General features: G+C 61.8%; 16 protein-coding genes. 7 read left to right on the forward strand and 9 right to left on the reverse strand.

Going from position 1 to position 12,583, the window contains the following annotated elements:
* Positions 1-61 precede the first annotated feature (61 nt).
* From ACP7C6_RS21580 to ACP7C6_RS21605, 6 genes are all read right to left on the reverse strand, one after another.
* Entirely contained in the window at positions 62-988 is a 927-nt protein-coding gene (locus tag ACP7C6_RS21580) for a sigma 54-interacting transcriptional regulator (RefSeq protein ID WP_028615271.1), read from the reverse strand.
* A gap of 50 nt (positions 989-1,038) precedes the next feature.
* On the reverse strand, positions 1,039-1,620 hold the full coding sequence (locus tag ACP7C6_RS21585) for an alpha/beta hydrolase (RefSeq protein ID WP_016975008.1): 582 nt from the start codon (positions 1,618-1,620) through the stop codon (positions 1,039-1,041).
* A gap of 175 nt (positions 1,621-1,795) precedes the next feature.
* Positions 1,796-2,197, reverse strand: a complete 402-nt coding sequence (locus ACP7C6_RS21590) for an ExbD/TolR family protein (protein ID WP_010565408.1) — start codon at positions 2,195-2,197, stop codon at positions 1,796-1,798.
* Position 2,198: 1 nt separating this feature from the next.
* Positions 2,199-2,921: a MotA/TolQ/ExbB proton channel family protein gene (locus ACP7C6_RS21595; protein ID WP_099491561.1), complete on the reverse strand. Its 723-nt coding sequence runs from the start codon at positions 2,919-2,921 to the stop codon at positions 2,199-2,201.
* Between the two features lie 51 nt (positions 2,922-2,972).
* Complete coding sequence (locus ACP7C6_RS21600) at positions 2,973-3,788, reverse strand: energy transducer TonB (RefSeq protein WP_426109214.1); 816 nt, start codon at positions 3,786-3,788, stop codon at positions 2,973-2,975.
* Positions 3,789-4,028: 240 nt separating this feature from the next.
* Entirely contained in the window at positions 4,029-4,880 is an 852-nt protein-coding gene (locus tag ACP7C6_RS21605) for a LysR family transcriptional regulator (RefSeq protein ID WP_099491454.1), read from the reverse strand.
* Positions 4,881-4,986: 106 nt separating this feature from the next.
* On the opposite strand from ACP7C6_RS21605, the gene ACP7C6_RS21610 reads away from it, so the two are divergent.
* The 3 genes from ACP7C6_RS21610 (at position 4,987) to ACP7C6_RS21620 (ending at position 7,637) form a co-directional block, all read left to right on the forward strand.
* A complete protein-coding gene (locus ACP7C6_RS21610; protein ID WP_426109215.1) occupies positions 4,987-5,448 on the forward strand; it encodes a nucleoside deaminase in 462 nt (153 codons plus the stop codon).
* Positions 5,435-6,604, forward strand: a complete 1,170-nt coding sequence (locus ACP7C6_RS21615) for a CynX/NimT family MFS transporter (protein WP_323988629.1) — start codon at positions 5,435-5,437, stop codon at positions 6,602-6,604. Before ACP7C6_RS21610 ends, ACP7C6_RS21615 begins: the two co-directional genes overlap by 14 nt.
* Positions 6,605-6,701: 97 nt before the next feature.
* Positions 6,702-7,637 (forward strand): LysR family transcriptional regulator, encoded by a 936-nt coding sequence (locus ACP7C6_RS21620; protein ID WP_122554713.1) that lies wholly within the window; start codon positions 6,702-6,704, stop codon positions 7,635-7,637.
* Here ACP7C6_RS21620 and ACP7C6_RS21625 read toward each other — a convergent pair.
* Positions 7,528-8,622, reverse strand: coding sequence for a fatty acid desaturase (locus ACP7C6_RS21625; protein WP_236317836.1), 1,095 nt, complete (start codon positions 8,620-8,622; stop codon positions 7,528-7,530). The two genes, ACP7C6_RS21620 and ACP7C6_RS21625, sit on opposite strands and share 110 nt — an antisense overlap.
* 101 nt (positions 8,623-8,723) lie before the next feature.
* Here ACP7C6_RS21625 and ACP7C6_RS21630 point away from each other — a divergent pair, with 101 nt between their 5' ends.
* Positions 8,724-9,728: an AraC family transcriptional regulator gene (locus ACP7C6_RS21630; RefSeq protein ID WP_426109216.1), complete on the forward strand. Its 1,005-nt coding sequence runs from the start codon at positions 8,724-8,726 to the stop codon at positions 9,726-9,728.
* 128 nt (positions 9,729-9,856) lie between these two features.
* On the opposite strand, the gene ACP7C6_RS21635 is transcribed toward ACP7C6_RS21630, so the two are convergent.
* On the reverse strand, positions 9,857-10,222 hold the full coding sequence (locus ACP7C6_RS21635; RefSeq protein WP_028615261.1) for a response regulator: 366 nt from the start codon (positions 10,220-10,222) through the stop codon (positions 9,857-9,859).
* A 98-nt stretch (positions 10,223-10,320) separates the two neighbouring features.
* Here ACP7C6_RS21635 and ACP7C6_RS21640 point away from each other — a divergent pair, with 98 nt between their 5' ends.
* Entirely contained in the window at positions 10,321-10,794 is a 474-nt protein-coding gene (locus ACP7C6_RS21640; RefSeq protein WP_028615260.1) for a GlcG/HbpS family heme-binding protein, read from the forward strand.
* A 10-nt stretch (positions 10,795-10,804) separates the two neighbouring features.
* Positions 10,805-11,215, forward strand: a complete 411-nt coding sequence (gene uraH, locus ACP7C6_RS21645) for a hydroxyisourate hydrolase (RefSeq protein WP_028615259.1) — start codon at positions 10,805-10,807, stop codon at positions 11,213-11,215.
* On the opposite strand, the gene ACP7C6_RS21650 is transcribed toward uraH, so the two are convergent.
* A complete protein-coding gene (locus ACP7C6_RS21650; RefSeq protein ID WP_426109217.1) occupies positions 11,212-11,901 on the reverse strand; it encodes a Crp/Fnr family transcriptional regulator in 690 nt (229 codons plus the stop codon). The two genes, uraH and ACP7C6_RS21650, sit on opposite strands and share 4 nt — an antisense overlap.
* A gap of 83 nt (positions 11,902-11,984) precedes the next feature.
* On the opposite strand from ACP7C6_RS21650, the gene ACP7C6_RS21655 reads away from it, so the two are divergent.
* Positions 11,985-12,509 (forward strand): DUF962 domain-containing protein, encoded by a 525-nt coding sequence (locus ACP7C6_RS21655; protein WP_426109218.1) that lies wholly within the window; start codon positions 11,985-11,987, stop codon positions 12,507-12,509.
* Positions 12,510-12,583: the final 74 nt, after the last annotated feature.

The raw sequence follows: 12,583 nt of genomic DNA on the forward strand, positions 1-12,583 counted from the left end.
TGCTATCGCGGCGTGGAGGGGACAATACCTAGATTTTTTATTCCCGAACAATATCTTTTATTCACGTTGATATTCCATTTTGTTCATGTAGGAATTTACGCAGCGTTTCCTGCTCGGCGGGGCTGGCACTCTGGAAAATGCGCTGCACCTGTTCCAACGGCGAACCTGCGACCGGCAGGTTCAAATGCTCGGGCAGGATCTCGTCGCCGCTGCTCACCAGCAACGCGAAGTGAATGACGTTTTCCAGCTCACGGGTATTGCCCGGCCAGCTGTGGTGTTCCAGCACACGCTGCGCGGCATCGCTGATCAGCGGCACCGGCAGGTCCAGGCGCTGACTGTAGATGCCCAGGAAGTATTCGGCCAGGGACAAGATGTCACCGACCCGCTCGCGCAGCGCCGGCAAATCCAACCGACCTTCGCTCAGATAGTGGAACAGGCGCTCATGGAACTTGCCGGCCGCCACGGCCTGAGCCAGGTCGATGCTGGTGGCGGCGACCAGGCGCACATCCACCGGGCTCGGCTGATGGGCACCGACACGGGTGACTTCGTGGTTTTCCAGCGCGGCCAACAGTTTTACCTGGATCGGCAACGGCAAATCGCCAATCTCATCCAGATACAAGGTGCCCCCATTCGCCGAACCGAACCAACCGGCCCGGCTGCTGGCTGCACCACTGTGGCTACCGGCGGCGTAGCCGAACAATTCAGCATCGGCGTAGGTCGGGCTGATCGCACCGCAATTGACCGAGACAAACAAGCCGGTACGGTCGCTGCCACGATGGATATGCCGCGCCAGCAACTCTTTACCACTACCGGTTTCGCCACGAATCAATACGGGCAAGGCGCGCGGCGCGAGGCTCTCGAGGTCTTCGCGCAATTGGCGCGAACGGGGATCGACAAACACCAGCGCCTTGGCGCGGATACTCAGCGGGCTTTTTTCCGCGTCGGGAAAGGTCAGCAAGGGCTGACCGTAGGTTTCATGCAGACTCATGGCAGGCTCCCGCCCCAAATCCACTTAAGGGACGGGGCGTTGAAAAATGTTCAGGCAGTGCGCCGGGCGTGATGCTCAAGGCGACTTTGCAGGCGGTACAGGTAGGCAAATCCCTGCTCCCAGCGTTGGTGGCCGGACTTGACATTGATATGGCCAGCACCGGAGAGAATGCCCGCTTCGGCCCCCCAGTTACGCGCCAATTCCAAGGCCCGTGGTGCGCTGACGGCACTGTCGTTATCGGAACTGACCACCTGACTGGGAAACGGCAACAGATCGGTCGGGATCGGCGCGAAATTACGCAATGCCGGAGAGCAAGCAGGACGCTCGACATCGGCCGGCGCCACCAGCAAGGCGCCGCGTACCTGACGCAGAAACTGCACCGGTGCAGTGGCCGCCCAGTGCGCCACGGTGATGCAGCCCAGGCTATGGGCGATCAGGATCACTGGCGTGCTGTCGGCCGCAATGGCCTCGGCCAGCGCGGCGACCCAGTCTTCGCGACGCGGGGTCAGCCAGTCGGCCTGCTCCACGCGGGCGCTATTGGGCAGGCTGTTCTGCCAGTGACTTTGCCAATGATCTTCTGGCGATCCTTGCCAGCCCGGCACGATCAGATAACGAATCGACTCGCTGTGCATGGGTGTGCCCTCCTGCAGCGTTTAACGTTGCTGAACAGTATAGGGACGGGTGTTATATTCGTTAAGGAATAAGAAGCTATTTATTAATAACCAAAAATGCATATGGGTTTTACATAAAAAAAAAGGCCGCACCCTGCCAAGGAGACGGCCAAAAAATTGTCGAGGCTTGTGTAACTTAACGAGCGGTAATCACCGACAGCTTGGTAATGCCCGCGCGTTCGATAGACGCCATGGCTCGCGCCACTTCGCCGTAGTTCACGCCATCGTCAGCCTGCAGTTGCACCCGCACATCGGGGTCCTTGGCCTTGGCCGCCTGCAGGTTGAACTCCAGCAGGTCCGGCTGGATTTCGTCCTTGTTGATAAACAGTTTGCCGGCACCGTCGATGCTCACCACCAGTGGGTCCTTCTGCTCCACCGGCGCGACCGCCTCAGTCTTGGGCAAGTTGATCGGGATCGCGTTGGTCAGCAACGGCGCGGTGACGATAAACACCACCAGCAGCACCAGCATCACGTCCACCAGCGGCGTGACGTTGATCTCGCTCAGTACCTCATCGCTGTCTTGCGTGGAAAAGGCCATCTCAGGACGCCTCCTTCACTTTTTGCGGGTTACTGGCAGTGGTTTTGTTCAGGGTCGGGTGCAGCAGCACACGGAAGGAATTTTTCTGCGCCAGGCTGTAGAAGTCGTGGGCAAAGTCGTCCAGGTCCGCAGCCGTCAGCTTCAGGCGACGCAGGAAATAGTTGTAGACCAGCACCGCAGGCACCGCGACGGCGATACCCACACCGGTGGCGACCAATGCCGCGCCAATCGGGCCAGCCACGGTTTCAAGGCTGGCGGAACCGGCGGCGCTGATGCCCTTGAGGGCTTCCATGATGCCCCACACGGTGCCGAACAGACCGATGAACGGCGAAGTGCTGCCGATACTGGCAACCACGGCCAGGCCGGTTTCCAGGGAGCGGCGCTCACGCACGATCTGCTGACGCAGGGCGCGTTCGAGGCGGTCCTGGTGGTTAATCGCCTGGCTCAGGTCCGCCGCGTGCGGGGTTTCGCCCACCTGAATCGCGGCATAACCGGCCTGGGCCACGCGGGCAGCGGCGCCCGGCTGGGTTTCGGCCAGCTCGGCAGCCGAGTCGAGACTCGACGCCGCCCAGAACTGTTTGTGGAACTTGCGATCCTGCGCCTTGAGGCGACCGAACTGCACGCCCTTGAGCAGGGCCAGGCCCCAGGTGGCGACCGAAAAGACCACCAGCAGCCAGATCACCGCGCTTTCGATGGATTCAAGTGGAGATGCTAATGCCATGATGTTTTCCCTCTGTGCAGGTCGCGGCGTGTGCAACACACCGCAGCCGAATAGTTAGTGAATCTTGAAATCGATCGGGACGCTGACCCAGCCGTCCTGGGCCACATCGCCCTGCTTGGCCGGTACGAAACTCCAACGCTTCACCGCTGACAACGCGGCGTCGTCGAGTTGCTGGCGACCGCTGCTTTTCTGGACCTGGATTTCGCCCGGCTTGCCACTGGCCAGGACATGCACCCTGAGCAACACCGTGCCTTCCCAGCCGCGTCGTTGAGCCAGTGACGGGTATTCCGGTGCCGGGTTCTTCAGGTACGCGGCGTTGGCCGAAGCAGGCGTTACCGGCGCCGGCGCAGGCGGAGCAACGGGCGCGGGGGCCGGTGGGGCTGGCGTGGGTGGCGCAGGCGGTTGCTCGACCGGCTTCGGTGCAGGCTTGGGCTCAGGCTTTGGAACCGGCTTCGGCTTGGGTTTTGGAATCGGTTTGGGTGGGGCTGGCTTGGCGGCCAATTCATCCACGACCGGCGGCGGTGGCTCGACCACAGGTGGCGGTGGCGGCGGCACGGGCGGTGGCGGTTCCACCACCGGCGGCGCCGGCTGGGAAAATTCGATGGTCATCGGTGGGATTTCCGGCGGCACGATCGGCAACACCGGGGTCGGCTTCTGGCTCACCCAGTAGATGACCGCACCGTGCAAGGCCAGCACCAGCAAACCGAGCAGGATCCCTTCGCGACGGCTAGAGAAACGCTTTGGAGTTTTCTGCGTTCGCAGCTGCCCCAACGGCGCGCGGTGCGGCCGGCCAAGGTCGACCAACTCACCGCTCGGTGCCTGGCGCCATTGCGCCTCGCGTGCACTGGCGGCGGTCTGGACATTGCCCATTGATTCACTCCCTACGGTTTTGAAACAAAAAAACCGACAGGCCTGCATGGGAGGCCGTCGAGGGCTGAATCATCGGGGCCAGACACTTATCGCTTAAAGTAATCTTTAAAGTTATACATAGATCTAAATTGAATATATGAAAGGTCCTGAAATGGCCAACCCACGTCCTACGTGGCCTGGCGCCGAGGCACCACATTTGAATGCCTTTCAGGCATAAAAAATATTCAGTAAAGGCATGGGTCAAGCAGGGCTGTTTGCGCACAAATCGAGCAATTGCCGTTGCAGGCTCTGCCCCGCCGCGCCCAAGCCAGTGCGGCCGTACAACGCCAACCGCACGCCTTGGACCTTCGGCAAACCGCTGTCCGAACCCAGCACGACATGCCCGTCCTGCACGACTCGACGGGGCAACAAACTGATACCCAGCCCCGCCGCCACCGCGGAACACACACTGGCCAGGCTCGCGCTGGAGTAACCAATGCGCCAGCGCCAGCCGCCCACTTCCAGGTGTTGCAGCATTTCATTGCGATACAGGCCGCCCACCGGAAATGCCACCAACGGCAATGGGTCGCGCCCCAACGACGGCGTGCTGCGGCTGTCGACCCAGCACAACGGCTCCGGCCACGAGGCCTGGCAGTCATCGCTGTCACCCATCTGCTTGACCAACAATACGTCGAACTCACCGCTGCGGTACTGGCGCTGCAACTCGGGGCCAAGGCCACTGGTGACCTCCAGGCGCACCCGGGGATAGGCCTGCACAAACGACGAAAGCAGCGGCATCAGGCGCTCGGCGGCAAAGTCCTCCGGCACACCGAGGCGCAGCACACCGTCGCTTTGCTGGTTGATCAACACATCGGCGGCTTCTTCATGCAGCGCGAGGATGCGCCGCGCATAGGCCAGCAGGCGCTCGCCCTCAGCGGTCGCCACCACCCGACGCTGATCGCGGTCCAGCAACTGGCACGCTACCGCGTCTTCAAGGCGACGGATCTGCTGGCTGACGGTGGACTGGGTCAGGTGCAGGCGCTCGGCGGCGCGGGTGAAATTGCCGCAATCCACCACGGCGACAAAACTGCGCAACAACACGGGGTCGAACATGGCACTCACCATTCCATTTGCCACTGGTTAGCATGGTTATATTTAATTTCAGAATACCTCGGCGGCTGCCCATACTTCACCCTCCATCCTGCCCAGAGGGGTTCCCATGACCGACGATCACCCGCACCTGCAACGCGCCATCCGACTGGCCCAGGCCAACGTCGCCAGCGGTGGCCGGCCCTTTGGCGCCGTGTTGACGCGCAACGGCGAAGTGCTGGTGGAGGCCGTGAATGAAATCCACTTGACCCAAGACCCCACCGCCCACGCCGAACTGCTGGCAATCCGCGCAGCAAGCCAGCAGCTCGGCGCGCGCCTGGACGGTTGCGTCATCTACGCCAGCGGCCAACCTTGCCCCATGTGCCTGAGTGCCATGTACCTGTGCGGTGTGGAACGGGTGGTATTTGCAGCCAGCAACGAAATGGCCGAGCCCTTTGGCCTGTCCACGGCGGCGATCGGGCAGCAGGTGGGCCTGCCAGTGAGTGAGCAGCGCCTGCCGATCCAGCATCTGCCTGATGCGGCCATGACTACGCTGTACCAGCACTGGAAAAACCTGCATGCCCCTGAATAAATCCCTCGCCGGCTGGGGCCTGTTGGTGGTCCTCGGCCTCAATCTGCGGCCGATCCTCAGCTCCATCAGCCCGTTGCTCGGCGAGATTCGCCTGGCCACCGGCTTGAGTTTCCAGAGCAGTGCCTTGCTCACCAGCCTGCCCGTGGTGTGCATGGGCCTGGTGGCACTGGTGGGCGTGCGTGTTGAAGCGCAACTCGGTGAGCGGCGTGGCATTGCCCTGGGCTTGATGATGATCCTGCTGGCGTGCCTGGCCCGCTGGCTGATGGGCCAGGGCTCGACACTGCTGGTGACCGCATTGCTCGGTGGGGCCGGTGTCGCGTTAATCCAGGCATTGGTGCCGGCGATGATCAAGCGCGAATTTCATCACCGCGTGCCGGTGGCGATGGGGGTTTACTCAGCCTCGCTGATGGCCGGTGGTGGGCTGGCGGCGCTGCTCAGCCCAGTAGTGGCCACGCATTTTCAGCGGTGGGAAGCCGGGCTCGGTGTGTGGTTGCTGCCGGCATTGGCCGCATTGATGTTGTGGGCCTGGTTGCCCCTGGGTGCGGGAAAAAGCGCGAATGTCATCCCCGCCTTCAAGGGCCTGCGCAATCGCCGTGCGTGGCTGCTGGCGCTGTACTTCGGCCTGGTCAATTGCGGCTACATGAGCATGGTGGCGTGGCTGCCGGCCTACTATCAGCAACTGGGTTGGGGCGTGTTGCCCAGTGGTTCATTGCTGGCCTTCATGACGATCTTTCAGGTCATCGCCGCGCTGTTGATGCCGGTGCTGGCACAACGCGGGATCGATCGGCGGCCACTGCTGTGGATCAGCCTGCTGGCCCAGACCATTGGCTACCTCGGCCTGTTGATCGCGCCGTTGCAGTTTCCTCATCTGTGGGTGGCGCTGTGTGGCTTCGGCCTGGGCGCGTGTTTTGCCCTAAGCCTGTTATTGACCCTCGACCACCACCGCGACCCGCGCCAGGCCGGGCAACTGGCGGCGTTCGTGCAGGGCGTGGGCTTTTTGATCAATGCGATTTCGCCGTGGCTGACCGGCTGGCTGCGTGAACTCACCGGCAGTTTTGTCAGCGCCTGGGTGGTGCTGACGGTGACGGCGGTCGCGATGCTGGTGGTGACCCGGGTATTCAGCCCCGCCACTTACCGCACGGCACCCGCTCTATAGATATGCATTTAAGATCTAGATAAAACAAACATGCTTCATTGACGGAATAAGCATCACCCTTAAAATCCCGGTTCCCCTACAGGATGCCGGGCATACCATGGACCTTCGCCAACTGCGCTACTTCATCGCGCTCAACGAGCACCGCAGTTTCGTGCGCGCGGCGGACGCCATGGGCATCACGCAACCAGCATTCAGCCGCAGCATCCAAGGCCTGGAGCAGGAATTCGGCTGTGTGCTGGTGGACCGCGCGAACAAAGACCTGCGTCCCACCCCCGAAGGCCAGGTGGTGCTGCAACACGCATTGAGCCTGGTGCAAGGCGCGGCGTTGCTGAGCCATGAAGTCACGCGCATGACCAAGCTCGACGCCGGCGAAGTGCGCTTCGGCAGCGATGCGGTGGCCGCCGTGAACCTGGTGCCCCAGACGATGGCGCGCTTTGTCTCCACCTACCCCAAGGTGCGCACTGCATTGCAGGTGGATAACTGGGAAAAACTCGGACGCAGCCTGAACCGTGAAGAGATCGAATTCTTTATCGCCGATGTGCGTCACTTCGAGGCTGACCCGAACTTTCAGACCCAGGCCCTGACGCCTCGGCGCAGCGTGTTTTTCTGCCGCGCCGGGCACCCGCTACTGGCCAAGGACAGCCTTTCCACCAACGACCTGTTCAGCTACCCGCTGGCCACCCCCCTGATCGCGCCCGGCATTCGCAAGCTGCTGGCCAACCTCAGCGGGCGCGTCGACTTTGCGCCTGCCATCGAGCTTGAGCAATTGGCCGCATTGGCCACCATCGTGAAGCAATCCGACGCCATCGGCCTGGGCGCCGAAGAGGCTTTCGTCGAGGCATTCGCCAGTGGTCAATTACAGGTGCTGCATTGGCGTAATCTGCCACATGCGTTGGACAGCCTCAGCAACCGTTGCGGGGTGATCAGCCGCGCTGGGGTGCGTTTGTCGCCTGCCGCGAAGGCGCTGATCGAAACCCTGCAGGCGGTGGAAAACCCAGCCGATTGGCCCGCGCAAACGTCCCGAAATCATTGAAGCGCACGCCCATCTCAGCCATCACTTTGTGCGCCACCTTGGCGGTCATCTGGCGGATGTAAAACGGTTCCTTCACCACAAAATGGTGGATGCCGTGGGTGCTGCCGAAGTTGAAGCAAAACGCCTGCAGAGGCCACATCCACCACGGGTTCAACACCTGGGTCTGCTGGATCACATTGCCCAGTTCCACATCGCCGTAGTAGTGCATGTTGGAGCTGACAAAGTGCAGGCAAAAGGTGCGCAGCACGTTAGGGCCGATGATCACCACGGTAGCGATATCAATCACCTGCATCATCTGCACGGTGCCGGCTGACCACTCGATGGGCGCACCGAGCAGACTGGCAATGCCATTGGCGGCATGAAAGCCAAGGAACACGTACCACGCGCCCCAATGCAGCAATGCCAGCGGTGCATACACCAGCAGCGAGCGCCTGAGGATCGTGAGTTTGTGCTTCCAGGTCTTGGCCCGCAGGATGCGGATGAAGGCCGACATGACGTTATCGCCGACCATCAGCAACCGCGCGAAACCCCAGGGCTCGCCGTTAGTGATCGCGCGCTCCTCCATATCGGTCTCGGTGCCGGAGACCTTGTGATGGTTGAGATGCAGGTGCCGGCGCACCCACGGGTTGATCGTGCTCGGCCGCGCCAGCCACACCAGGCCCATCATCAGGTTGTGGGGCAGGCGCTGCTTGCGAAAATACATGCTGTGGATCAGGTCGTGTTCCAGCTCGTGGGTCAATGACGCCAGGAACGCGTTGAGCAGCAGGCACACCCACCAGGCCATGTGCCCGGTGATGTAGAGCGCCGCCGAGCCCAGCATGCCGAGCAACGCAAACGCCAGGATGCCTGCGCCCAACGCGTCCTGATGCAGCAACCAGGGGTGCTGCTGGCGCAGACGTACGCCTTCGGCCAGCACCACTTCACGGATATGCGCCGAACGCTGTTGCGCGTTCATCTGCTGGGGACTTGCAGAAGTACCGTCCATGCTTCCATCCTCTTGCTTATTGGTGCTCACATCCTGCCCCAAGCGATCAATCAGGATGCTAGCCCCGGACGCCAACCTGTTGACCGCAAGCGCCAATCGCCATGACCGAACCCACTTCCCTTGCCAGCTGGACCCGCGCCCTGCGCAAGCAGCTCGACGCCCTGGGCCTCGACAGCGCCGCGCTGTGCGTGCAAGCCGGGCTCGACCCACAGCAGATGGACGACCCGAATGCGCGCTACCCGCTGTCGGCCACCACGCGCTTGTGGGAGCTGGCGGTGCAGGCCAGCGGCGATCCAGCGATTGGGTTGCGGGTGTCGCGGTTCGTCAGCCCCACCACGTTTCATGCATTGGGGTATGCGCTGGTGGCCAGTGGCAGCTTGCGGGAAGTGTTCGAGCGCATCGTGCGGTATCACCAGGTGGTCAGCGATGCCTTGAGCCTGGAGCTGAGCGGCGACGGCGAACGCTATCGGTTCCGCTTGCTGCAACTACCAGGAAACCCAGCGCCAGCGTCCGAGGCCATCGATGCGTTTGCGGCGATCTATGTGCGCACTTGTCGCAATCGCCTGGGGCGCGAATACGCGCCGCTGGCGGTGTACCTGCGAAGGCCGGAACCGGCCGATCCCAAGCCATGGCACACGGTGTTTCGCGCGCCGGTGTTTTTCGGCGCTGAGGAAGACCGCCTGGAGTTCGCCGCGCAGGATTTCGACAGCCACCTGGACGACGCCAACCCCGAACTGGCCGAGCACAATGAAACCGTGCTCAAGCGCACCCTCGCCCAACTGCAACCGCTGACCTGGGAGCGCAAGGTCCGCCGGGTGATCGAAGCGCAGTTGCCCGACGGCGAACCCAGCGCCGAGCGGGTTGCGCAGGCGCTGCACCTGAGCCTGCGCAGCCTGCAACGCCATCTGGCGGATGAAGGCTGCCGGTTTGATGCGTTGCTCAATGAGTGCCGGGAGAATTTGGCGTTGCTGCATTTGCGGGATCCGCAATGCTCATTGGCGGAAATCAGTCATTTGCTGGGGTTTGCTGATACCAGCAGTTTCAACCGCGCGTTCAAGCGCTGGACGGGGATGACGCCGGGGCAGTTCAGGGATGGGTTGCGGTAGGTGGATGTGCGGTGTTCGTGATGGCCCCATCGCGGGCAAGCCCGGCTCCCACACGGGAATGCATTCCAAATGTGGGAGCTGGCTTGCCTGCGATGGCGGTGGTCCAGGTATTGAAGATGCCGGATCAATCAGCGCCCACGGTCACGCCGCAACAACTTCTTCACCCGCACCACCAAGGCCTTGGCTTCAAACGGCTTGAGCAAGTAATCATCCTCATGCAGTTCCAACCCGCGCAGACGGTCCTCAATCCCTTCCGGGGTCGTCAAGAACAACACCGGCGTCTCGCCCTTCTTGCGAATCGCCTGCTGCAACTTCCAGGCATTCAAACCCGGCAACATGACATCCAGGATCACCAAGTCATAGTCAGTGCTTTCCACAAACCGCTGAGCGGCCATGCCATTGGCTGCGACTTCCACTGCGAAGCCGGCCTCACTCAAGCCCTGGGCCATGACTTGCGCCAATTTCGGCTGGTCTTCCACTAACAACACCTGCATGCCTACCTCTTGGTTCATTACAAACCTGTAATCGAATTGTTCGGCTTTTGACCGAGACCGCTGGCTAAGGTAGCGGCCTGCTTTCTGGAGCCGTTCCCATGTACCGCAATGCCTTCTTCTTGAGCTTCGCCATCAGCGCCAGCGTCCTGGCAGCACCACCGCTGCCGCGCCACGCCGACCTGGATTTGCACACCGCACGCCAACTGGCAGACGCCAGCCTGGCGCAGTGCACGGCGGCACTTACCGTACTCGACCGGGGCGGCAATCCGTTGCTGAGCCTGCGGGCCGACGGCGTAGGTCCACACAACAGCATCGCCAGCCAACGCAAAGCGTACACGGCGTTGTCGACTAAAACCCCCACTCGGTTGTTTGCCGAGCGTGCGCGCAACAACCCCGAGGCCGCCAACCTTAACAGCTTGTCCGAATTGCTGTTGCTCGGGGGCGGCGTGCCGCTGTTCGCCGACTCTGAACTGGTAGGCGCGCTTGGCATTGCCGGTGCCGGCGGTGCCGAGCAGGACGAAGCGTGCGCGGTAAAGGCGGCCAATCAACTTGGCCTGACAATCACCCCTTGAGGAAACCTCGATGAAAACCCTGACTATGACCCTCGCCGCCCTCAGCCTGAGCGGCTTGAGCAGCCTGGCCCTGGCGGCCGGCAACCCGCTGAGCGTGCATGTGCTGAACTTGGAAAACGGCCTGCCGTCTGCCGGTGTCAGCGTCACCCTGGAGCAACACGTAGGCGATCACTGGCAGTCGCTGTCCGAAGGTGTCACCAACCAGCAGGGGCGCATCGCCGAACTGTTCCCGGCCAACCAAGCCATGAAGCCGGGCGAGTATCGCGTGGTGTTCAAGACCGGTGACTACTACAAGAAAGCCAATCGCGAGACGTTTTTCCCGGAAGTCCCGGTGATATTCGAGGTCAAGCAGGCCGACCAGCACTACCACATCCCGCTGCTGCTGAGCCCTTACGGCTTTTCGACGTATCGCGGTTCCTAGCCAGCCCCGGCGGCCTGCTGCAAGCGCGGCAGGTCGAGCACTTCAATCGCGCCGTAACTCAGCTTGATGATCTCCTGCTGCTCTAACGCCTTGAGCAAAGTGTTGGTGGTCTGGCGCGACAGGCTCAGCATCGCGGCCAGATCTTCCTGGGGCAGTTGCAGGACGCGACGGGAATGCTCTATCTCGCCGTACCCGCCGGCAATCATCAGCAGCCGGTGAGCGATACGTGTCGACGCCGGCATCAGGCTCATCTGTTCGATATTGATCAGCGACAGGCGCAACTTCTGGCTCATCAACAACGCCATGTCGCGCCAATACGTCGGGCTTTGGTCAAGAATCTCGAGCATCGCCGATTGCGGTACCTGCAACAGCGTGCACGGCCCAACCGACAAGGCGTCGTGGGTACGCGGCAAACCGTCGAACAGGCAGATCTCGCCGAACCAGTAAGGCGTTTCAACCAGGCTCAGAATAGCTTCCTTGCCCTGCGCATTGACCGCGCTGACCCGCACCGCCCCCTCCAATACCGCATACACCCCACAGGGCGGATCACCGCGCCTGAACAGGTACTGCCCCGCCGTCAGCTGACGCAGCCGAGCCGCCGCCAGCAAACTATCCTGTAGCGGTACAGGCAGGTGGCTGAACCACTGGCCGGTGGCCAATCGGGCATGCCATGTTGCCGCAATCATGAGAACTCCAGAGATTGTCGCCCAGTTGACAGTCAGTCGCCGGCTGACGGGAGATGATTAAACATCCTACAGGAGGAATAACAATGAAAAGCCTCGTCGACCACCTCAGTCAATATGCCGCGTACCACCGCGACCCGCGCAATATCGCCAGCCACTTTATCGGCATTCCACTGATTGTTGTTGCGGTGGCCGTGCTGCTGTCGCGCCCGGAATGGGCGATCGGTGGGGTGTGGATTTCACCAGCGGCGATCGTCGCACTGCTGTCGGCGTGGTTTTACCTACGCCTGGAACTGGCGCTGGGTGTGTTGATGACGCTACTGATGGGCTTGTCGGTATGGGCCGGGCATGTGCTGGCGGCGCAGAGCACGATGGTGTGGCTCAGCAGCGGCATTGGGATGTTTGTGGTGGGTTGGGTGATTCAGTTCGTCGGGCATTACTACGAAGGCAAGAAGCCGGCGTTTGTGGATGACGTGTCGGGGCTGATCGTGGGGCCGTTGTTTGTGGTGGCGGAGTTGGCGTTTCTGCTGGGGTTGCGCCATGACCTCAAGCAACAGATCGAGGAGCGTTCGGGCCCGGTGGCCGTTAGAGGAAAACGCGCCACGGTCTGAAGATTAATGAAGATCCACTGTGGGAGCCGGGCTTGCCCGCGATGACGGTGGACCAGCCAACATCATTGTCGACT

Origin of the sequence: Pseudomonas sp. TWR1-1-4, assembly GCF_049897165.1 — a bacterium.
GTDB lineage: Bacteria > Pseudomonadota > Gammaproteobacteria > Pseudomonadales > Pseudomonadaceae > Aquipseudomonas > Aquipseudomonas canadensis.

What these genes read in the sequence shown, in the direction of transcription:
- ACP7C6_RS21580 (WP_028615271.1), bottom strand. Translation starts at nt 988, where the DNA reads ATGAGTCTGCATGAAACCTACGGTCAGCCCTTGCTGACCTTTCCCGAC.
- ACP7C6_RS21635 (WP_028615261.1), bottom strand. Translation starts at nt 10,222, where the DNA reads ATGCAGGTGTTGTTAGTGGAAGACCAGCCGAAATTGGCGCAAGTCATG.
- ACP7C6_RS21615 (WP_323988629.1), top strand. Translation starts at nt 5,435, where the DNA reads ATGCCCCTGAATAAATCCCTCGCCGGCTGGGGCCTGTTGGTGGTCCTC.
- ACP7C6_RS21620 (WP_122554713.1), top strand. Translation starts at nt 6,702, where the DNA reads ATGGACCTTCGCCAACTGCGCTACTTCATCGCGCTCAACGAGCACCGC.
- ACP7C6_RS21590 (WP_010565408.1), bottom strand. Translation starts at nt 2,197, where the DNA reads ATGGCCTTTTCCACGCAAGACAGCGATGAGGTACTGAGCGAGATCAAC.
- ACP7C6_RS21630 (WP_426109216.1), top strand. Translation starts at nt 8,724, where the DNA reads ATGACCGAACCCACTTCCCTTGCCAGCTGGACCCGCGCCCTGCGCAAG.
- ACP7C6_RS21625 (WP_236317836.1), bottom strand. Translation starts at nt 8,622, where the DNA reads ATGGACGGTACTTCTGCAAGTCCCCAGCAGATGAACGCGCAACAGCGT.
- ACP7C6_RS21655 (WP_426109218.1), top strand. Translation starts at nt 11,985, where the DNA reads ATGAAAAGCCTCGTCGACCACCTCAGTCAATATGCCGCGTACCACCGC.
- ACP7C6_RS21600 (WP_426109214.1), bottom strand. Translation starts at nt 3,788, where the DNA reads ATGGGCAATGTCCAGACCGCCGCCAGTGCACGCGAGGCGCAATGGCGC.
- ACP7C6_RS21650 (WP_426109217.1), bottom strand. Translation starts at nt 11,901, where the DNA reads ATGATTGCGGCAACATGGCATGCCCGATTGGCCACCGGCCAGTGGTTC.
- ACP7C6_RS21585 (WP_016975008.1), bottom strand. Translation starts at nt 1,620, where the DNA reads ATGCACAGCGAGTCGATTCGTTATCTGATCGTGCCGGGCTGGCAAGGA.
- ACP7C6_RS21610 (WP_426109215.1), top strand. Translation starts at nt 4,987, where the DNA reads ATGACCGACGATCACCCGCACCTGCAACGCGCCATCCGACTGGCCCAG.
- uraH (WP_028615259.1), top strand. Translation starts at nt 10,805, where the DNA reads ATGAAAACCCTGACTATGACCCTCGCCGCCCTCAGCCTGAGCGGCTTG.
- ACP7C6_RS21640 (WP_028615260.1), top strand. Translation starts at nt 10,321, where the DNA reads ATGTACCGCAATGCCTTCTTCTTGAGCTTCGCCATCAGCGCCAGCGTC.
- ACP7C6_RS21605 (WP_099491454.1), bottom strand. Translation starts at nt 4,880, where the DNA reads ATGTTCGACCCCGTGTTGTTGCGCAGTTTTGTCGCCGTGGTGGATTGC.